The sequence below is a fragment of the Carboxylicivirga fragile genome (genome assembly GCF_050589805.1).
Classification (GTDB): Bacteria; Bacteroidota; Bacteroidia; order Bacteroidales; family Marinilabiliaceae; genus Carboxylicivirga; species Carboxylicivirga fragile.
Genome location: NZ_JBNGOY010000071.1, coordinates 1 through 20,747, shown reverse-complemented (window position 1 = coordinate 20,747; position 20,747 = coordinate 1). Strand labels below are relative to the sequence as shown.

18 protein-coding genes and 1 tRNA gene are annotated in these 20,747 nt (G+C 37.3%); 4 read left to right on the top strand and 15 right to left on the bottom strand.

The genetic code is table 11. The features are described from left to right. Nucleotides 1-124 precede the first annotated feature (124 nt). Nucleotides 125-1,858 (bottom strand): dipeptidase, encoded by a 1,734-nt coding sequence (locus ACRD7B_RS21300; RefSeq protein WP_430826686.1) that lies wholly within the window; start codon nucleotides 1,856-1,858, stop codon nucleotides 125-127. 223 nt (nucleotides 1,859-2,081) lie between these two features. After that, nucleotides 2,082-2,155 (bottom strand) — tRNA-Ile (locus ACRD7B_RS21295). Between the two features lie 214 nt (nucleotides 2,156-2,369). On the opposite strand from ACRD7B_RS21295, the gene ACRD7B_RS21290 reads away from it, so the two are divergent. Then, nucleotides 2,370-2,759: a hypothetical protein gene (locus ACRD7B_RS21290; protein WP_430826685.1), complete on the top strand. Its 390-nt coding sequence runs from the start codon at nucleotides 2,370-2,372 to the stop codon at nucleotides 2,757-2,759. Nucleotides 2,760-2,825: 66 nt separating this feature from the next. On the opposite strand, the gene ACRD7B_RS21285 is transcribed toward ACRD7B_RS21290, so the two are convergent. The 6 genes from ACRD7B_RS21285 to ACRD7B_RS21260 form a co-directional block, all read right to left on the bottom strand. Then, complete coding sequence (locus ACRD7B_RS21285; protein WP_430826684.1) at nucleotides 2,826-3,668, bottom strand: sulfurtransferase; 843 nt, start codon at nucleotides 3,666-3,668, stop codon at nucleotides 2,826-2,828. An 18-nt stretch (nucleotides 3,669-3,686) separates the two neighbouring features. Then, a complete protein-coding gene (locus ACRD7B_RS21280) occupies nucleotides 3,687-4,709 on the bottom strand; it encodes a porin (RefSeq protein ID WP_430826683.1) in 1,023 nt (340 codons plus the stop codon). Between the two features lie 61 nt (nucleotides 4,710-4,770). Then, nucleotides 4,771-5,787 carry a rhodanese-like domain-containing protein gene (locus tag ACRD7B_RS21275; protein ID WP_430826682.1) on the bottom strand — a complete coding sequence of 339 codons (1,017 nt, stop codon included), beginning with the start codon at nucleotides 5,785-5,787 and terminating at the stop codon, nucleotides 4,771-4,773. A gap of 125 nt (nucleotides 5,788-5,912) precedes the next feature. Further along, nucleotides 5,913-6,422 (bottom strand): rhodanese-like domain-containing protein, encoded by a 510-nt coding sequence (locus ACRD7B_RS21270; RefSeq protein ID WP_430826681.1) that lies wholly within the window; start codon nucleotides 6,420-6,422, stop codon nucleotides 5,913-5,915. A 10-nt stretch (nucleotides 6,423-6,432) separates the two neighbouring features. Then, nucleotides 6,433-7,038 carry a cytochrome b/b6 domain-containing protein gene (locus ACRD7B_RS21265; protein WP_430826680.1) on the bottom strand — a complete coding sequence of 202 codons (606 nt, stop codon included), beginning with the start codon at nucleotides 7,036-7,038 and terminating at the stop codon, nucleotides 6,433-6,435. Nucleotide 7,039: 1 nt separating this feature from the next. Further along, nucleotides 7,040-8,632: a tetrathionate reductase family octaheme c-type cytochrome gene (locus ACRD7B_RS21260; RefSeq protein WP_430826679.1), complete on the bottom strand. Its 1,593-nt coding sequence runs from the start codon at nucleotides 8,630-8,632 to the stop codon at nucleotides 7,040-7,042. A gap of 172 nt (nucleotides 8,633-8,804) precedes the next feature. On the opposite strand from ACRD7B_RS21260, the gene ACRD7B_RS21255 reads away from it, so the two are divergent. After that, complete coding sequence (locus tag ACRD7B_RS21255; protein ID WP_430826678.1) at nucleotides 8,805-9,500, top strand: Crp/Fnr family transcriptional regulator; 696 nt, start codon at nucleotides 8,805-8,807, stop codon at nucleotides 9,498-9,500. 48 nt (nucleotides 9,501-9,548) lie between these two features. Here ACRD7B_RS21255 and ACRD7B_RS21250 read toward each other — a convergent pair whose 3' ends face one another. From ACRD7B_RS21250 to lysS, 4 genes are all read right to left on the bottom strand, one after another. Continuing rightward, the gene (locus ACRD7B_RS21250) at nucleotides 9,549-9,953 is read right to left on the bottom strand and encodes a bacteriohemerythrin (protein WP_430826677.1); all 405 of its coding nucleotides are present in this window, start codon (nucleotides 9,951-9,953) and stop codon (nucleotides 9,549-9,551) included. A gap of 155 nt (nucleotides 9,954-10,108) precedes the next feature. After that, entirely contained in the window at nucleotides 10,109-11,761 is a 1,653-nt protein-coding gene (pgi, locus tag ACRD7B_RS21245) for a glucose-6-phosphate isomerase (protein WP_430826676.1), read from the bottom strand. A 177-nt stretch (nucleotides 11,762-11,938) separates the two neighbouring features. After that, entirely contained in the window at nucleotides 11,939-12,934 is a 996-nt protein-coding gene (locus ACRD7B_RS21240; protein ID WP_430826675.1) for an NAD(P)H-dependent glycerol-3-phosphate dehydrogenase, read from the bottom strand. Nucleotides 12,935-13,021: 87 nt separating this feature from the next. Next, nucleotides 13,022-14,743, bottom strand: coding sequence for a lysine--tRNA ligase (gene lysS / locus ACRD7B_RS21235; RefSeq protein WP_430826674.1), 1,722 nt, complete (start codon nucleotides 14,741-14,743; stop codon nucleotides 13,022-13,024). Between the two features lie 204 nt (nucleotides 14,744-14,947). On the opposite strand from lysS, the gene ACRD7B_RS21230 reads away from it, so the two are divergent. Continuing rightward, nucleotides 14,948-15,565 (top strand): HAD family hydrolase, encoded by a 618-nt coding sequence (locus ACRD7B_RS21230; protein WP_430826673.1) that lies wholly within the window; start codon nucleotides 14,948-14,950, stop codon nucleotides 15,563-15,565. 49 nt (nucleotides 15,566-15,614) lie between these two features. Here the strand turns inward: ACRD7B_RS21230 and ACRD7B_RS21225 are convergent, their stop codons facing one another. The 3 genes from ACRD7B_RS21225 to ACRD7B_RS21215 all read right to left on the bottom strand — a co-directional run bounded on the left by ACRD7B_RS21225 (nucleotide 15,615) and on the right by ACRD7B_RS21215 (nucleotide 18,013). Then, the gene (locus ACRD7B_RS21225) at nucleotides 15,615-16,061 is read right to left on the bottom strand and encodes an SPOR domain-containing protein (RefSeq protein ID WP_430826672.1); all 447 of its coding nucleotides are present in this window, start codon (nucleotides 16,059-16,061) and stop codon (nucleotides 15,615-15,617) included. Between the two features lie 138 nt (nucleotides 16,062-16,199). After that, nucleotides 16,200-16,901 (bottom strand): response regulator transcription factor, encoded by a 702-nt coding sequence (locus ACRD7B_RS21220; RefSeq protein WP_430826671.1) that lies wholly within the window; start codon nucleotides 16,899-16,901, stop codon nucleotides 16,200-16,202. Nucleotides 16,902-16,981: 80 nt separating this feature from the next. Next, nucleotides 16,982-18,013, bottom strand: a complete 1,032-nt coding sequence (locus ACRD7B_RS21215) for a sensor histidine kinase (RefSeq protein WP_430826670.1) — start codon at nucleotides 18,011-18,013, stop codon at nucleotides 16,982-16,984. A gap of 321 nt (nucleotides 18,014-18,334) precedes the next feature. On the opposite strand from ACRD7B_RS21215, the gene ACRD7B_RS21210 reads away from it, so the two are divergent. Next, nucleotides 18,335-20,626, top strand: a complete 2,292-nt coding sequence (locus ACRD7B_RS21210) for an inorganic phosphate transporter (RefSeq protein WP_430826669.1) — start codon at nucleotides 18,335-18,337, stop codon at nucleotides 20,624-20,626. The last annotated feature ends 121 nt before the right edge of the window (nucleotides 20,627-20,747 follow it).

The window sequence follows — 20,747 nt, the reverse complement described above, 5'->3', positions numbered from 1 at the left end:
TCCCCTTCAGGGGATTTAGGGGTAGTAAAAAAGGATATTTGATTACAAATTAAAAGTAACCTAGATTGTGATTTTTACTTTTTGGACACCCTCTTTGCTTAATCTTATATGTTGTACAATCTTATTAATTAATCTCTGGCATCAAAAGTTTATCCTCAGTATCTTCAATTATTATTTTCTTCCACTGGTCAGAATAATTCGGATGACCAGGATCAATGGGGTAATCCCATCCATTATCAATGAACTTTCCTCCTTTTTCGTGTTTCACATTTCCATCGAGATATTTTACAAGAAGAAAATTACTCAGCTTTTTCCAATCGTCCACAACATTAGAGGCTGCGCTGTGCGAAAAAGTAGTTAAAAATTCTGCAGCTAATTCTGGATTTTTATCATACAGCATTTTGGCTGCCACATCAATTGCGGGAATTGATGCTTCAAATTTGTCTCCATACTCTTTTTGTTTCAAGCGAATATCCTCAATAGCACGATCATAAAACAAATAGACAAAATGAGATACCCTTTGGAAGGCCCAGAAAGCAGATGTTTCAGAATAAGTTAATATATCACCGTTACCTTCGGCATGAGAATGTGGAACATGGGTCATCCCGGTATAAAATGGCACATGCAATGAAAGGTTTGCATCATCTAATCCATACCAAAAGATACCACCTATTGCATTAGGTAGCCAATCTCGCATTTGGGCCACCCACGAAAAGGCCGTTTGCTGAGTTGCTGTTGTGCGCTCATTAAAATAAGTTTTACCTTCATATTGCCAGGTTAAAGGTCGCCAGCGATAAGGAAGCCCCTGTTGCCCGGCACCTGCATCTTTGCTAATATCTAGTTCTGTTCCTTGTAAGTGATTGCCAAAGAATGCCATTAAGTCACGTGGTTTAAGTTTTCGATTAGGTTTAACCCAAAGAGGCATTCGTGGTTCTTTAGTTTTACCTGTGGCATAATCCCAATACTGCTTCATATCATCATTAACCTGATCGAACATAGCCCATACTCTTAGCTCGCAGAAACGAGCAGCTCCAAAATCGAGCGGTGCGTAGGCATCAGAAAAGCTGAAATTCGAACCATTTCCTTTGTAATACCCTTTTTGCTTTGCAAAACTGATCACATCATGAGCATAAACCACCTCAATTTCCGGATTAAATATTTGATCAAGGTGAGCAGAACTAATCGATTTTACACCATCTGCTTTTGGAAATGTTGTAATACGTGCTTGATTAGCATGGGCACTGATGTATCCATCGGGTATGCGTCGTGCCACCCATACAGCGCCCTTATTTGCATTGTATAGTTTCTTCGTTTTTCTATCCGTTTTTAAATCCATGCCTTTGCTGATCAACTCCAAAATCCATACTTCATTAGCATCGGCAATGGAATAAGATTCGCCAGAACTAAAATAGCCGAACTCATCAACTAACTCAACCATTACTTTTATAGCCTCTCGAGCAGTTTTAGCACGCTGAAGCCCCAAAAACATAATACTTCCCCAATCGATAATTCCAGTCGTATCGCGCAATTCTTTTCGGCCACCAAAGGTACTTTCTCCGATAGATACCTGATGTTCATTCATAAAACCAATAACCTGATATGTTTCGGCCGGATAAGGAATTTGACCTAACGGCTTATTCGAGCTACGATCAAAAATTGTTTGCATTGAACCATCAGGCCATTGAGCACGTGGATGAAAATATAATTGTCCGTAACGAATGTGTGAATCACCTGCGTACGATATCATATTTGAACCATCAACAGAAGCGCCTTTAGTGACAAGATAACTTGTACAAGCATTAGTCTTACTGCCAAGCAATAGCATAAGTAAGAATAGGAGAGAAGTAATTGTTTTCATATTTGAATTTATTTGAGATCACATTGTGCAACAAATATAGAAAAAGCGAAATAATCCGAAGTGTTGAATAACATGTAGCAATCCTGAAGTAAGGATGATATGACTTAAAATCGAAGAACATTCTGCCCAATTAAATAACAGAAAAACGGAATGTGTAGTAAATTGTGTGCGAAATAAAAAAGCACTTACCTCGATAAATGATGTAAGTGCTTCTTTCAGAGGGTGGGCCCACCTGGGCTTGAACCAGGGACCCCCTGATTATGAGTCAGGTGCTCTAACCAACTGAGCTATAGGCCCGGCTTTTTAAGGTATAATTACCTTTTCAGCGGATGCAAAAATAGAAAGGAATTTGCTATTATCAAAAGGCAAGCACGATATTTTCTTAATTAAAATCACATTAATTAAGAAAGACCTCCATACTGATCACTATTTCAACACATAAAGATTCGAACTAATAATTGAATATTGAGCTTAAATCTTTTACATTTATTCTTCATCTAAATTCAATACTATGAACATCCCTGTACTTATTGCTGGTATTATTGGCGCTATGGCTACTATTGGTCACTTTACTGTTGGTCGTAAATTATATTTAAGACCCCTCTTAAATTCTGACATGGAACTCTTACCGAAGAAAGTAATGCAAACCGTTTTTCATTATATTTCAGTTTACATGGTATTATCTTCATGGATCCTAATTATGATTGGAATTCAGGGTGAAAAATGCATGTTTGATCCAACCCTAGTACTGTCGTTCATTGCCTACAATTATTTATTTTTTGGAATTGTTCAAATAGTTACAGCGCTACGCTCTAAAATACCTGGTGCTCTACTAAAAATGTTTCAATGGATCTTTTGGCTGCTAATTGCAGCTTTAACGCTTTATGGTGCTTTTGTATAAAATCAATAAGAGGCATTTACCAATATTGATAAATGCCTCTTACATCATCACGAACTGATTAAGTAACTATGCTTCTAGTTTACTATTAGTTACCCATTCATTATAAGCTCCATCATAAACTTTCACATTTGTGTATCCAAGAGTGGTTGTGAGGATAGCATAGAGTAATCCAGCACGTGTACTTGTTTGGCAATATAAAATCACCTCTTTATCTTTTGTGACGCCTTTTGAAGCAAATAACTTCTTCAGCTCTTCAGTACTTTTTATTAATCCTTTCTCATCACGCATTAAATCCGAATTGATACTAATTGCACCAGGTATATGACCCTTACTTTTCGGATCTGTTCCATTGAAATAAGCATCTGCACGTGCATCAACCAAAACGACTTTATCATTACCCATTTGGGCTTTAACATTAGCTTGAGTCAAATATGTTGACTTATCCCAAGTAGCTTCAACCTTACACTTTTTAGCCATCTTAGGATTACGAGTTACCGGCTTACGTGCGGCTTTCCACGCATCGAGGTTACCATCAAGCAGCTTAACATCTTTAGCTCCCATCATTTTTAGCACCCAATACATCCTGCCAGCATTGCTTCCTTTGTTACAATACAATATCAATTCCTTATTGATATCTACACCATGTGTGCCGAGAACTTTGGCAACTTCGGCGTCACTTTTTAAGATACCATCAATTGGTGTTTTAGTTGAAATTACTTCAACCGGAACACTGATAGCATTACGTATATGTACTTTTTGATATTCAGTTTTTTTACGCGCATCTATTATAATGCACTTCGAATCATTTATTTTTCCTGATAATTCTTTAACTGAAATAAAATCTCCTTGTGCCATGATGCCTGAAGCGACATATAAAAGCATGGCTAACATCAAACTTATCTTCTTCATACTTTCAGTTTTTCTTTTTTAAAATTTAACTTGCAGTTGCATCAATATTGCATCGTTGTCAATTTCACTGGCTTTTTCAGCTTTGTATTGATAGTTAAGTTGCAAGCGTGTCCAATCGTTAAAGAAATAGTTTACACCAAAGGTGGTTATGTACTCTTCATCTTTATCCGTATTTGTATCCTTGTCAAACATTTCGAATTTAACAACAGGTTGAATCATGTAGTTCGTCATGTACATAGCATGCATCCAGTAACCTTCGCGCTTTTCGCCTAATACAACAGGTTCTGATCCACAACCTCCACCAGCAGCTGTATTGTAGTCACCTTCGTCAATTATATATTCACCTTGGAATAAGAAATTACCCTTATTAATTTCAATTTCTGCAGCAAAGGAAGTTCTGTCTTTGTCGTCAGTTAAGGGATGCCCATAACGGAAACTACCACCAACTCTCAAAAAGTCAAGTGGTTTAATAGTAAGACGACCGATAAAATCCTTTTTTGCATTATTATCTTTAACGCCAAGACCGGTACCATTCATAATGGCAAATTGATACTTAAGGAGAGATTCATTTGTTCCTCCGAATACCATAAAACCCATGTCGCGTTGAGGACTAACCAATTGGTCGGATACCTTTGAACGCATTACGGTATGTAGTCCAGAACAAGAAGTATTCACTTCCAGTCCAAATGGTTGCTTAAACGAACCCACTGACATTTTCGCCAATTCGAATCGACGATAGGAGATAAAGGCATCCAATAAAAAAGGATTACCATCAGAACTCACAAAAGAACTAAATTCTGCCATTACGTAATAAGTGAAATCATAAGGGATCTTGCCTGTTACACCTAATCGGGCGCGCATAAATTTAAATGTACTGGCTTTAGGGTCGGTGAAATGATGTTCATATTGGGGCTGAATAAAACCAATCACTTTTGGTGCACCATCCGTTGAGTCCTCGCTGGGCTCTTCACATCCTTGCGAAAAGGTAATGACTGGAGCCATCAATAACATGGCAGCTATAATTAGACTATATTTCTTCATAATAGTATTTTTTGAGAAAGAAATACAGGGTAGCATTAGCTACCCTGTTATGAATTAAAAACTATGGTATTGTTGGATACTCCATTGGTTTAGTGTCTTTCCATTGGTTTTTTGCATTACCACTTGCGTTTGCTCCTGTGGTCCAAACTGTACTGTGATTATTTATACCATTCATACCGTTTTTCATACTTACAGCATCGTATCCTAATACATTTAAATAGGCAGAAATAACGGCTGAAGTTTGACCTGTATAACAATAGGTAACTACCTTGTCTTCATTGCTTAAATATTTAATTTCATCATTAGCCACAGTTAATGGTTGAATACGGAATGCACCATTCATATGCCCAAATTCTGAATAGTCCGTTTCGTTGAAATAATTATTAATGTGGTATTCATCTGGGTTAGCCAGTACAGTTGTTCCGGCTACACCTTTAAATCCTGCTGCTATTACTGCTGCTACGCGCTCACGAAGAATTGAAGGTCCATCAACGGCAGTTGCACTAAATGACGGGTGATTAAAAGTAACATTACTTGGGGCAGCTGTTGATACCCAATTAGCATTACCATCTACATGATCGCCAACACCATTATTCCATCCACTGTTGTGGTTTGCTGAAGCAGAGTTCCATCCGCTCATTCCCCATTTAAGGGCTTTAGTACTTCCGTAACCAGCCAAGCGTAATAAAGAGGTGGCATAACAAGCTGACTGACCGGAATAACATACAATCAAAATAGGTTTTGTTGCTACAGCCGCTTCATCAAGAATACCTGTGAAAGGTACATTCTTTGCACCTGTGATATGGCCTGTTGCAAAATCATTTGCCCCTCGTATATCCATAATGTGCCAGCCTGCAGCCCAGTTTGTTATTTCAGCCTCGGTAGCTGGAGCAGCGGTAACAAACTTTGTGTCACCAGAACCAATAATATTTGGTAAATCCAAACTAGCAGACACCATATGTTCAGTCATTAAACTAAAGTGACTTACTTCTACATCATCACCATCATCCTTACAACTAGTAAACAATACTGTACTTAGTACAAGTACCATCATTAAATAATTTCTTAGATTTTTCATGTTAATTGAATTTAAAGATTTAATGTTTTCATAGTACGGCGCCTATTATCAATCAAATTCAATTGATTAACTGACTAGTACTACGACTCTTGGATATAAAATATGTTATTTGATTATGATCTTATTTAGCAACCTCCTCCATCATCGTGTTTGGCAGGGCCACCTGCTAACATTTCAAGGTTCTTTTCGCAATAATCAGGATAGGCCATCTCCCAACTTTTCCAGCCCTCTTTAAGGACTCGTACATTGCTATACCCCATTCGCTGTAATGTGTGACCGGCCAAAATAGAACGTTTTCCTTTTTTACAAACTAAAATTATTAGCTCATCAGTATTTGGCATGTACAGTCCTTCATTCTCCCAGAAGGTGGCATTGTTAATACTAAATTCAATACTACCTCTTGGAATATTGACGGCTCCAGGGATGTAGCCATAATAAAACTCATCTTTTTGGCGTACATCAATGACAGTAAAAATTTCTTCGGTCTCCATTATCTTCATTAACTCATCGGGCTGAGTTGTTTTTACCACCTCAACAGCCTGCTCTACCATTTGATCAACCGTAAGATCTGTTGCTTGATTATTACACGCTACTAACAAAAGTGCGACAATGTATAATGTGAATATTTTTTTCATGATATGTAGTTTACTTATTTTCTGAATGTTCTAGATCCTCATAACCAGTAATCATAGCTTTTAGGTTAGAGCTAATTGTATGACCCGTTGTTATCAGGTATAAATGCACGATAACAAATACTACTAATAAGAATGCGCCTAAGGTATGCAGTACAGCCACAGTCTCAAGACTTTCAAGTGCAAATGGTTTTTCGGGATAATGAAAAAACAGGTACAAGAAGCCAGTGATTAACTGAACCGGAAAAACCAAAATGATTAAACCAAAATAAACGATTCGTTGTAATGGATTTAATTTAGATTCTGCTGTTTTGGGTACAGGATGAGGTTCGTTTTTGAAAATACCCGACATGTAATACATGATCTGCGATTTTACATTATTGCGAACTGGCATAAACTGACGACTCTGACCCGTTACTATCATCCAGAAAGCGGCAAAAATGGTTAACACTAAAAATGCCCAACCCGATGCAGAATGTAAGCGTACCGATGTTTCGAAACCAAATACTTCGAACGATCCATGAATTTCAAAACCAGTAATACCCAGTAATAAAATCAACACCATTTGTGTCCAGTGCCAGAAGCGCTCAAAGCGGCTATATATTTTTACTTTTTCCATCTTATTTGTTTTTAAAGAAGGCAACTACACGCCCAAGGAAATGAGCGAAAATTCCTACAAGAGTTAAAATAATCAGACCAACACCTGCATAGTCAACCGGTTTTGAGTAATCGCGACCCGGTAAATAGAAATCCTTCAGATTATCCAAACGGCCTTCTCGTGAGTGACATTCGGTACATGTTAAGGTTTCTTCTTTAGGTGATACCATATGGTTAATTGGCCAATAGGCTTCGGATGCTACAAAATCGTAGTTACCACTGTAAGGGCGATCGTTGTACTCCATGCCCAAGCGAGAAGCTGTATCCCAATCAAAGTCTTTCCAGTAGGCACCTTCACCTTTTTCAGCTGCCCATAATTTCAAATTTATTAAGGTGTTATGATCCACATCGTAAATTTGTTTACCACGATGTACCTTAACAGGCCATATCTTCGCTGTTGAATCGCGATATTCACCAAACAACTCATTAATTTTAACCGGAATTTCGCTGATGGTATCTGTCGTCAGGAAATGATCGGCCGTACCATTAAACCAGTAATATTCAGGCTTCACATTATCATCCCAAACAAAATTGCCTTTGATGGATAAATAGTTGTGATTGCCATCCGCATCGTCTTCAGAATAGCCATGACCGGCGTCATCAAGCATTCCTGCCGATGACCAATCCCAATACATTTTGGTGGCATTGGCCTTGGCATATTCAGGAATATGACATGTTTGACAGGCTAATTTTTCGAAGTGCTGATCCAATACAGCATCATTATGCGGGGTAGCTGTATGGCACTGATCGCAATCAATACGGTTTTCATTCATTGAGGAAACCGAATACAGTTTACCTTTTATATTATGTCTTTCTGTTGTGTGACAATCGATACAAGCCATGTCTGGTCCTTCGTTGGTCATGTGCACATCAACGTGCTTCGAACACGACAATAAAGCTTCCTCCAAGTCTCCATGTTTCACATTATTACCTCCACCTCCGTAGAAATGGCAGATTCCACAGTTGTTCTTCTTTGGCAAACCAACGTTTTGCGCCACATAAGGATAATCGGGCACTTGGTAAGCAGCATTTGCTGTCTCTTCGGTGGCTGGTAGTCCTGCTTGTCCCTTTTGTTTGAAATAGGTATCTGTTTGATCATGACAAACCAAACAGTCGATGTTTAGATTATCCGAAAAATCAAAGGTTTTGTCTTTCCAACCTAAACCAATATGACAACGCATGCACGAACCATTATTACCATTGGCGCCAGTACAAAAGTTATTAAGTAGGTTTTTCTTTCCGATGCTTACTTTACCCTTACCTGGTATTTCAACTTCACGTTCCCATTTCCAATGTGCTGTAGCCATCACCTCTTCATCACGACCAGTATGGCATGACAAGCACGCAGCCGTTACATCGTGGGGAGTTGCAAAATCTTGTTGCAAAATTTCAAATTGCGAATGATCGACAGATGAGATATGCTCTGACTTTAATTTGACTTCAACCTTCTCAGGTTCTCCTTTAAAGGCGGCAACCTTAACCGTAATATACAGTACTGCAATGGGAAGTAGCAGACTGACTAGGATGGCTGTTGCTGAATTAGAGAATTTTTTCATAATACTTTTAGATTTGCTACAAATATATATTTGAAGAAATTTTTCTCTAAACAAATGAGCATGCAACAAAACAGTATCCGATCCGTAATAGAACGTATCTAAATTGATACATATCAATCTTTTTATTGATATATTTCGTATGTTTGACGTAACAACCTAAAAATGTAGTACTATGCCAAAGCCAGTTGTCTTTAATGGTTGCTCTGTGGGAGAAAATCCTCTATGCTGTTTCGATGAGTTAACGGAAGAAGAAATCGCTTTTATCGATGAAAATAGTGTTGAGGTAGAATATAAACGAGGTGAAACCATCTGTAAACAAGGATCATTTGCGTCTCACATCATGGTATTAAAAGAAGGTTTGGCTAAAATATACCTGGAGAATGCTAATGATTCTTTAGTTCTTAAAATATTACCTGCAGTAAATATTATAGGTCTTCCTGCTTTATTTGACGGTAATGCAGTATTTCCGTATAGTGCTCAAACCTATATGGATTCAGCAATTAAACTGATTGACATAAATGCATTTAAAAGTTTAATAACAAGTAATGCTAAGTTTGCTGGTAAGATTATAAGTATGTTGGCTGAGAATTCAGTAATAATTAATGGTCGTTTTTTCTGCCTAACTAAGAAACAGACATATGGACGCTTGGCCGATGTATTACTTTGCTTGGCACAACGAATCTATAAATTAGATAAGTTTCCATTGCAGTTAACTCGAAAAGATTTAGCTGAGATAGCAAGTATGTCAGTAGAAAGTACCACACGAATCTTAACCAAATTTAAAGAAGATGGTTTGATAGCTGTTAATTCTGATTCTATAGAAATTCTTGATCTTGAACGATTAACAGATATTAGTCAGATAGGATAAGCAAATGGTAGCTTATCCTACTTAAAGAATTTATAAATTGAGAAAAAGCTAATTAATCCTGTTTTCCATTAGGAATGCGGCGTAGCTTTGATCACTGCCCATAATATGATCGGTTAACCAATCTCGAAGATAGTCGAGTAACTCAACTGACAAACCTATTTTACCTGCTTCAAATTCTTTCTTGAAATCCAACATCTTCTTTGCAAACGCTTCATGCTCCTCTTGGTGAATACGTCGATTGGGATAATTATGCTGTTTGAGATATTTTTCTTCTGTCTTAAAATGAATGAGTGTGTAGTCAATCAATTCGTTCACTACTTCTCCAACATCTGCATTATTATTAGAAATTAAATCATCGTGCAAACGATTAAGAAGATTAACAAGGTGTTTATGTTGATCATCAATCTCTTTTACATTAACACTAAAAGCACTTTGCCAGCGAATTAAAGTCATAAAATGGGCTTAAATAATGGTACTTCGTTTCAAGAAACGCTTGTTCACTGTTAATGTCTGGTGTATCAATTTACAAAAAAAGCCTACAGATAAAAATAATCCGAAGGCTTTCATGTTTGTATTTTGACTAAACACCTTAAGACAAGTGTTAACACTTACTTTTTCATTGCTTTGTATGCATTAACCAAGCCATTGGTTGATGCGTCGTGGGCTGTTACCTCATCATCGCTTACCAACTCAGGTAATATTGCGTTAGCTAACTGCTTACCTAACTCAACTCCCCATTGGTCAAAGCTATATACATTCCAGATAATGCCTTGCACAAATATCTTTTGCTCATACATGGCTATCAGTGCACCCAAAGTACGTGGGTTTAGCTCTTTCATCAAAAATGAATTGGTAGGAATATTACCCAAGAATACTTTGTATGGTAATAAAGCTTTAATCTCTTGGTCTGACTTTCCTGCTGCTTTAAATTCAGCAGTGACTTGCTCAGCCGTTTTACCAACCATCATTGCCTCAGTTTGGGCAAAAAAGTTAGCCAACAACTTTGGGTGATGGTCACTTAATGGATTATGACTTTTGGCTGTAGCCATAAAATCGCAAGGTATCAATTTAGTACCTTGGTGAATCAATTGATAGAAAGCATGCTGTCCATTGGTTCCTGGCTCTCCCCATAAAATAGGACCAGTTTGGTAATCTACTTTGTCACCATTACGATCAACGTATTTACCATTACTCTCCATGTTTCCTTGTTGGAAGTAAGCTGAGAAACGATGCATGTACTGATCGTATGGTAAAATAGCTTCTGTTTCGGCTCCATAGAAGTTATTGTACCAAATACCTATCATAGCTAATATAACAGGCATGTTCTTATCAAAATCACTATTCTTAAAGTGATTATCCATGGCATGTGCACCTTCTAATAACTCCACGTAATTATCAAAGCCAATACCACAAGCGATACTTAAACCAATGGCCGACCATAATGAATAACGGCCGCCAACCCAGTTCCAGAAAGCAAACATGTTGGCAGTATCAATACCAAAAGCAGCTACAGCATCAGCATTTGTTGATAGTGCCACAAAGTGATTAGCCACAAACTTCTCATCTTTGGCTGACTCTAAAAACCATGACTTAGCCGAATTAGCATTGGTCATTGTTTCCTGAGTCGTAAATGTTTTTGAGGCAATAATAAATAGTGTTGTCTCTGCATCAACCTTTTTAAGCGTTTCAGCTATATGAGTGCCATCTACATTTGAAACAAAGTGCAGGTTTATATTTTCTTTTTGGTACGGTTTTAAGGCTTCGGTTACCATTAATGGTCCCAAATCAGAACCACCAATACCAATATTAACGATATCTGTAATGACTTTTCCACTATAACCTTTCCATTCTCCTGCAGTAACTTTATCAGAAAATGATTTCATCTGATCCAATACGGCATTAACATCAGGCATTACATCTTTGCCATCCACCATAATTGGTGTATTACTGCGATTACGCAGAGCAATATGCAATACTGAACGATCTTCAGTAACATTAATTTTATCACCCTTAAACTGGCTTTCAATGGCATCTTTTAAACCACATTCTTCAGCGAGTTGAAGTAAAAGTTGCATTACTTTATCATCCAATCTATTCTTTGAATAATCAAGTAGAATATCTTCAAATTTTATTGAAAACTTGTCGAATCTTTTGCTATCCTTAGCAAATAGATCTTTCATTTCTGTGCCATCGAACTCGGCAAAATAGGCCTCTAATTCTTTCCAGGCATTTGTCTTGGTTGGATTAATACTCGGTAACATGCTATTATCTAATTTTTGGTGTGTACAAGTTTGTAAATAAGATCGCTGATTAACATGCCATCTCATTTAATTATGCAAAGATAACTATTAGCTTGTTAGTTTTGGAAAGGTATTGTTAATGAATTATAATTTAATTCATTATTTAGGTTTTACTTCCGAAAAAATCGGTCTGTTTTACTAGCGTAAATGCTCTGTCAAAAGTCGCACTTCAATAGATGGAGAAATACGTTCGTAAATAATATTGTAAACTGCTTCGGTGATTGGCATATTCACCTTATACTTATCATTGATTTCGTGAATACTCTTTACAGCATAGTATCCTTCGGCTATCATTAGCATTTCCATCTGTGCATACTTCACAGAGTAACCTTTACCTACCATGGTACCAAACATACGGTTACGGCTAAATTGCGAATAGGCTGTCACTAATAAATCGCCAAGGTAAGCAGAACTTTTGATATCGCGCGTTATTGGATGCACCGTATCAACAAAACGTTTTATCTCCTGAATTCCGTTAGAAATTAGTACTGCCTGAAAATTATCGCCGTAACCCAAACCGTGACAGATACCCGATGCAACGGCCATAATATTTTTTAATACCGCAGCATATTCAGTTCCGTAAATATCATCAGAGATGGTTGTCATTATGTACGGGCAAGACAGGAAAGAAGCAAATGAACGTGCTCGTTTTACATCCTGACAAGCGATGGTTAGATATGACAAGCGCTCAAGAGCAACCTCCTCAGCGTGACAAGGGCCACTAATAACCCCAATTGATTCGGTTGGAACGTCGTATAATTTATGAAAGTATTGGCCTATGATAAGGTTCTCATCTGGCACCAAGCCTTTAATAGCAGAAACAATAAATTTATCCTGTAATGGTTCTGTTAAGCTTGAAAGAGCTGACTTAAGAAAGGCTGATGGAATTGCAAGTATCAAGATGTCGGATTGTTGAACAACCTCATTTATATCATCTGACAGGTAAATATTATCGGTATTAAACTCAACACTCGTTAGGTAATTTGGGTTGTGCTTAAATTTTTTAAAGTCCGCAATGTGCGATTTATCGCGAAAATACCAATTAATGGATGCAACATTGTTTAAGAGTATTTTAGCGATTGCAGTTGCCCAACTACCGCTACCAATAATACCTACTCTTGATGATTCATCCATACGTTTTCTTCTTCTTGTTTATATTATAAAAATAGAACAAAAAAGACAGAAAGTCCTTTTTGTTCTATTAAATTATTCTTTAATGTTTTAGGCTAACCAATTTTTAACATCATCCTGTGATGGATTGCTTAGGCCTAACTTGTGTTTCTTGTTTAATCCGCAGATATCCTGAAATAATTTTCCTGGTTTAGCTTCTTTCAATGCAGCAATGGTTTTGTAACCTGCTTTACGTACAACTTCAACCCATTCCGTAGCTATTCCCAGCTCAACAAATAGCTCGTCAGAATCAACCTGCGCTTTTTTCTCTGGACGCATCTGAGGGAAAAACAGTACATCCTGAATGGAATCCTGACCTGTCATAAACATGGTAAGGCGATCGATACCAATTCCCATACCTGATGTAGGTGGCATACCGTACTCCAATGCACGTACAAAATCCATGTCGATAAACATGGCCTCGTCATCACCATTTTCCGAAAGTTTCATTTGCTCCTGGAAACGTTCTAGCTGATCAATTGGATCGTTAAGCTCAGTATAAGCATTACACAATTCTTTTCCATTCACCATTAACTCAAAACGTTCGGTTAACTCAGGATTATCACGATGTTTCTTACACAGTGGTGACATTTCAACAGGATAGTCGGTAATGAAAGTTGGCTGAATCATGTGACCTTCACACTTCTCACCAAATATCTCGTCGATCATTTTACCCTTACCAAAGGTGTCATCTACTTCAATATTTAAATCATCACAAACTTTACGAAGGCCAGCAACATCCATACCTGTGATATCAATCCCAGTATGTTCCTTAATGGCATCAATCATGCTTAATCGACGGTAAGGTGCCTTAAAGTCAACCTCATTTTCGCCAATCATTACCTTAGTTTGTCCATGTAAAGCCATAGCCACCTTTTCCAGCATGGTTTCGGTAAATTCCATCATCCAGTTGTAATCCTTATAGGCCACATAAATCTCCATAACCGTAAACTCAGGATTGTGCGTACGATCCATTCCTTCGTTACGGAAATCTTTTGCAAATTCATATACACCATCATATCCACCAACGATAAGACGCTTTAGATAAAGCTCGTTAGCAATACGCATGTACAAAGGAATATCCAATGCATTGTGATGTGTGATAAACGGACGTGCCGCAGCACCTCCAGGTATCGGCTGTAATATTGGTGTTTCAACCTCAAGGTAACCTGCATTATCAAACATCTCACGCATTGTTTTAATAATCGTACGACGTTTTTCAAATACTTCCTTTACCTGTGGATTTACAATTAAATCAACATAACGCTGACGGTAACGCAATTCCGAATCAGTGAATGCATCGTAAGTTTTACCATCTTTCTCCTTAACAATAGGAAGAGGTTTAAGTGACTTACTTAGAATGGTTAGTTCCTTAACATGAAGACTGGTTTCGCCAACTTTAGTCACAAATACATATCCCTTCAAACCAACAATATCACCAATATCCAATAATTTCTTGAATACGGTATTGTATAATGTTTTGTCCTCACCAGGGCAAAGATCATCGCGGTTGATGTATATCTGAATACGTCCTTCAGCATCTTGGATCTCAGCAAATGAAGCCTTACCCATAATACGACGACTCATGATACGTCCAGCAATAGTTACCTCTTGCAAGTTGTTTTTTTCAGGATCAAATTCCTGTTTTATTTCACTTGAGAAGTGCGTGGTTTTATATTCTGCTGCCGGATATGCGTTAATACCCAGTTTGTTTAGCTCCTCTAAACTGTTACGTCTAATAATCTCCTGTTCGCTAAGTTCCAACGTACTCATTCTACTCTTCTGTTTTTAGAATAATGTTTAAGAATTGCAGGTTTCTATAGCCCGCTTTCCCATTTTTTTATCTTTAATCAAGACAAAAATCCTTGCAAAGATAATGTATTTCATCGAATTTGAGACTTTAAAAAATTGTTGCCTTCAAAGTGCCTTATTATTCAATCGATGCATGTATTTTTAAGGTCTAAATAATGAACTGAAATGACACGAAATATTGAAGGTATAAACTGTTTCTTATTTGATTTGGGAGGTGTGATAATCGATATTGATCCACAGCTAACCATTGAAGCTTTTTCGAAACTTGGGTATCAAAACTTAGGCAAAGAAATAAGTCAAAGTCATCATGATGGCATTTTTAAATTGCTCGAAAGGGGAGATGTTAACGAGGATGAGTTTGTAAATCGAGTAGCAAGCCTTTCGGATAAGAAACAGACTAGCTCATCAATTATAAATGCCTGGAATCAAATGCTGGTGCGTTTTCCCAAAGAACGAATTAAAATATTGGAAGAGTTAAAAAGGAAAAATCCGGTTTATTTGTTGAGCAACACCAATGCCATACACCGTCGCCATTTTATTCACATGGTATCGGGATATGAATCCATCGAAGAATTATTTACCGAAGTCTATTATTCATACGAACTTGGATGTAGTAAACCAGAAGCACTCTGTTTTGAGAAAGTTATTGAGGCCACAGGTCTAAATCCGGAAACTACTCTTTTTCTGGACGATTCGCCAGCTAATATTGAGGCTGCTCAAAAATTAGGTTTTAAAACAGAGCTGATTAGTAAGCTTAACAGTATGGAAGATGTATTTGCATAAAAAAAGGAAGCATTAGCTTCCTTTTTTTTATGAATATCTTTGAGTGACCTTATTTTTTCACCAATAACCAAACGTTATCTCGGCCTTCAGAATTACGTGCTTTTCGTAATTCGGCATAGGCTAACTTTCGATCGTGAAAACCTTTATAAGATACTTTGTAAAAATCAGTATTCGGGCCTGTTCGCCTTTCAATTACAGAAGAAGTATAGCCTTCTTTCTCTAATCGCGCTTTAAAAATATCGGCATTACGACGACTTTGAAAGCTTCCTGCAATTAAAAAATACTTATTTGGCGGTTTGGGTGCTTCAACCTTTTTTACAACTTTTTTAGCTTCAGCTACCTTTTTAAGAGAATCAATAGCTGCGGTATCTTTCTTAACCGTTTTTTTAACAACAGTTGTTTTTGGTTTTTGCACCTTTTGTGTTGGTTTGTCCTTACATGCGTGAAACGCAAAAGCAACAAGCACAATCATTATAACACTTACGAACTTATTCATACATTATAGTTTGAGTCTGTATGCATAGGCATACAGCATTCATAAATTAATACATGATAAAAGTAATAATTATGGCTTGTCTGTCAAATTTTTATTAAACAGAAAAATTAAACACTTTTCTTATTAAGACCTAATCATCTATACCACAAACTTATAACCTACTCCTTTTATTGTTCTGATATGATCCTGGCCTATCTTTTCGCGTAATTTTCGAATGTGCACGTCGATAGTTCTGTCGCCAACAATGATGTTATCGCCCCAAACAGCACTGTATATTTCATCGCGCGTAAACACCTTTTCGGGTTTTGAAACCAACAATAAAAGCAACTCAAATTCCTTTTTTGGTAGAATCATTTCCTCACCAGCAAGGTGAATATTATAACGCTCACGATCAATAACCAAATCGCCTATGGTAATGATTTCACTATTGCTAACAACGGGTTCTGCACTATTATCAGGATGGTAACGTTTCAGCAAAGCCTTAACTCTCGAGATTAATACCTTTGGTTTGATTGGTTTGTTGATGTAATCATCGGCTCCTGCGTCGAAACCAGCAATCTGAGAATAATCTTCACCACGTGCGGTTAGAAAAGCAACAATTGAATTCTTTAAACTAGGAATGCGTTTCAACTCTTCACAAGTTTCAATTCCGTCCATCTCAGGCATCATTACATCAAGAATAATTAACTCAGGTAATTCTGCTTGTGCAATTTTCAATGCTTCTTGTCCATTCTGAGCGGTTAAAACAGTGTAATTTTCGCGCCTCAGATTGTAAGAGACAAACTCCAAAATATCAGGTTCGTCATCTACTAATAATATCTTATAATTCGTTGAATCCATATTAATAAAATTTAACTGCGAAGCTACGGTATCGTATTAATTAACTGTAAGCTGTATATTATTTCTATGTGAATTTAATGTTACCTGGCTTTTTCGAGTGTAAAAGTAAAAGAGGTGCCTTTACCAATTTTACTGCTGACATTAATGCGTTGTTTATGTGCTTCAATAATGTGTTTTACAATAGCTAAACCAAGTCCTGTACCACCTTGTTCTCGGCTCCTGCTTTTATCGGCCCTGTAAAAACGTTCAAATATACGCGGTAAATTTTCCTCAGCTATGCCAATGCCATTGTCCTTAATTTCGATTAAAACACGATTATCCATATCGTAAAAGTTGAGGCTGGTATTACCACCTTTTTTTCCGTAATTAATGGAATTAACCACCAGGTTACTTATTACCTGAAACAGACGTTGTTTGTCTCCTATAACCTGAATATCCCTTTCAAAACCCTTGCCGTATTTGAGCTTTATGTTTTTCTCTTTTGCTCGTATATCCTGCAAATCAAAAACATCATCAACGAGCTGTATTAAATTAAATGGCTCGAACGTCAGCTCCAATTCACCAGCTTCTAATTTAGAGATAGCCTCCAAATCGTCAATAATACTAATCATACGATCAATACTTTTCTCGGTACGATTCAAGTATAGGCTATTAATATTGGGGTCGTCCAAGCCGCCGTCCATGAGCGTTAGAATATATCCCTGTATATTAAATATTGGTGTTTTAAGTTCATGTGATACATTTCCAAGAAACTCCTTGCGATACTGCTCCATTTGTTGCAACTCTTGTATCTGTTGCGTTTTGTCTTGCATCCAACTTGCTACCTCCTTATTCACCGAAGAAAAAACATCTTCAGCATTCTCTTCATCATCTAATTGGCTGGGCTTAAAGTCGTGAATGGACTTATAAATGGGTTTTATGCGCGAATAAATAAAACGGTTAACAAAGAAATTTACCATTGAGAAAGACAGGGCAAAGAACAATGGAACCGATATGGCAAGCGAATAATACAGATTTGGACTTAAGTAATTAGCCAAAAAGAAAAGTCCGGCTAACACTAAAAAACCCAACGCAATAAATCCTGTTATTTTTTGTGGTTCTTGTGACTTCATTAATTATAATCTTTAACAACACCGCTAACCTTCGAGGTAAATCATGTGTTAATTAAGAGCGATTGAATAAACTAAAAGTTAAATTAGTAATATCTATAAATCGATCACAACAAAGTTAAACTAAAAACGCATACACAATTCATGAATCTTGAGTAATAAATGATGTTAAGCCAATGTTAAGTCTTCATCTATCAATATTTTAAACGTAAAAAATACCATTTTTATTCAAACATTTGGAGAGATGATAACCAAATGTTAACATTTGGTTTTATCTTAGCACATGTATTCGATTATATCTTTGAGCAGAAATAAAAGCAAATAATGACTTTCATTTGGGTTGCCGTAATTCTTCTTGGTTTATTAGCCATTATTGACCTCACAGTTGGGGTGTCAAACGATGCTGTTAATTTTTTAAATGCTGCTATTGGTTCGCGCGCAGCTAAACAGCGTATTGTATACTGGGTTGCGGCGAGTGGTTTAATATTTGGCGTGTTTTTATCCGTTGGCATGATGGAGGTGGCACGTAATGGGGTTATCTATCCGTCTAGTTTTACTTTTACCGAACTGATGGTCGTATTTTTGGCCGTAATGCTTACCGATATTCTCCTCATTGATGGGTTCAATACTTTAGGCTTTCCCACCTCAACAACTGTTGCGGTGGTATTTGAACTTTTAGGTGGTGCTATGGCACTTACACTTATCAAGAAAGGACAAGCGCGTTTGGATGGTATTGAGGTTGAACATCTCATTAACTCAGATCGGGCTTTTGTTATATTGGCCGGCATCCTCTTATCTATCTTTCTGGCTTTCATTGTGGGCATGATAGTCCAGTTCATGACTCGGATAGTATTTACCTTTAATTATACGCGACGGTTTAAAATATTATTTGCCATTGTTGGCGGCTTGGCCATTACATCCATTGTTTTTATGATAGCAAAAAAAGCTTTGGGAGGAAGTGTATTTGCGGATGATGCTTGGTTCAGAATAGTACAAGATTACTTGCCAGAACTATTGATGGGAGTATTCGCCTTCAGTACTTTTATTTTTCTATTCCTAGGCTTATCTTTTGATATTGATATTCCTCGAATTGTTGTTTTTGTAGGCACATTTGCACTGGCCTTATCATTTGCGGCTAATGATCTGGTTAATTTCATTGGAATTCCACTGGCGGCTTTTGAGAGTTTTAAAATATTTTTAGCATCTGGAAGTACAATGCCTGAAACCTTTGGGATGGATTTTTTAAGTCGTAATATACTTGAGAAAAATACATTTATGGATGTGGTGTATATGATCATCTTTGCTCTATCAGGTGTTATTATGATCCTTACCTTATTCTATTCGAAGAAAGCAAGAGGCGTTACCGAAACGGAAGTATATCTGGGCAGACAATCTGTGGGGTATGAACGCTTTGAACCATCCTACCTATCTAGAATTATTGTTCGAAATTTTTTGCAAGTTCATAATACAGTTATATCGATATTACCGTCGCGCATGGTTAAAGCCCTTGATAAACGATACAGTCGTAGCGAGGCTGTAGAAGGTCCTGGAACCATAGATGGCGTTGTTTATTTCGATACGGTTCGCGCCTCAGTAAACCTTGTTGTAGCCAGCATATTAATTTCAATTGGTACTTACATGCGTTTCCCACTGTCAACTACATTTGTGGTATTCATGGTGGCTATGGGCACATCATTAGCCGATCAGGCATGGGGTAGGGAAAGTGCCGTTTATCGTGTATCTGGAGTACTATCCATCATTGGTGGCTGGTTTTTCACTGCTTGCATTGCATTTATTGGTGCGTTTATTTTAGCATACGCCTTATGGTATGGCACCTGGATTGCAGCGATATTACTGACAGCACTTACTTTTTATGTCTTACTTAAATCGCGTCAATACTATATTAATAAGCAAGCAGAGAAACAATTGCTTAAGGAAGATTTTCAGGCCGACACTGTAAATAATATGGAGTTTCTTGTTGAGTCGGGCAACGAACATATAAAACGTAACTTACTTGAGGCCTCAAAAGTCTATATTCTCGGTTTACAAGGTTTCGTTGATCAGGATCTGCGTCAATTGCACGAAGCTCGAAATAAAGCTGAACAGCTTCAGAAACACACTAGAAATAGTAAATCGCAATTGTTTTATGCCTACTCAAGACTCAGTGAGGAAGGCATCGACTCAGGACAGTATTTTATTCAAGCTTTTGATTACCTAACCGAATTAGTGGGCTGTCTAAGTAATATCACCCAACCTCTTTTTGAGCATTTCGAGAATCAGCACAAAGGATTAACTGAATCGCAACGAGACGATCTGCATGAGTTGATGGATGAAGTATCCGCTTTTTTTAATCATTTGGTACATGTTGAAAAGGAGCATCGCTTTGATTTAATTAATGACATGGCTATAAAGCAAAATTTCTTGCTTGGCTTTTTGGAGCAACTTCGAAAAAATCAGATTAAACGTATTCAGTCAGGTGAAGGTAGAACACGCATTAGTATATTATTCCTTGACCTTCTGGCAGAAACGAAGAATGTGCTTTTATATTCGATTAATCTATTGAAGTCGCATCGCGACTTTATTAATTCATCATCTTCAGGTTCGTCTTCTAAATAGATTGTTTAAATGCAGAGACTCAAGAACACTGAGCTAAAGAGCGGCTCTTTATTGGCAACTCGCAAAAGAGAGCAGCTCCATTGACACATTCTTTCGATTAAACCCTTCCAACCCCCCCCCC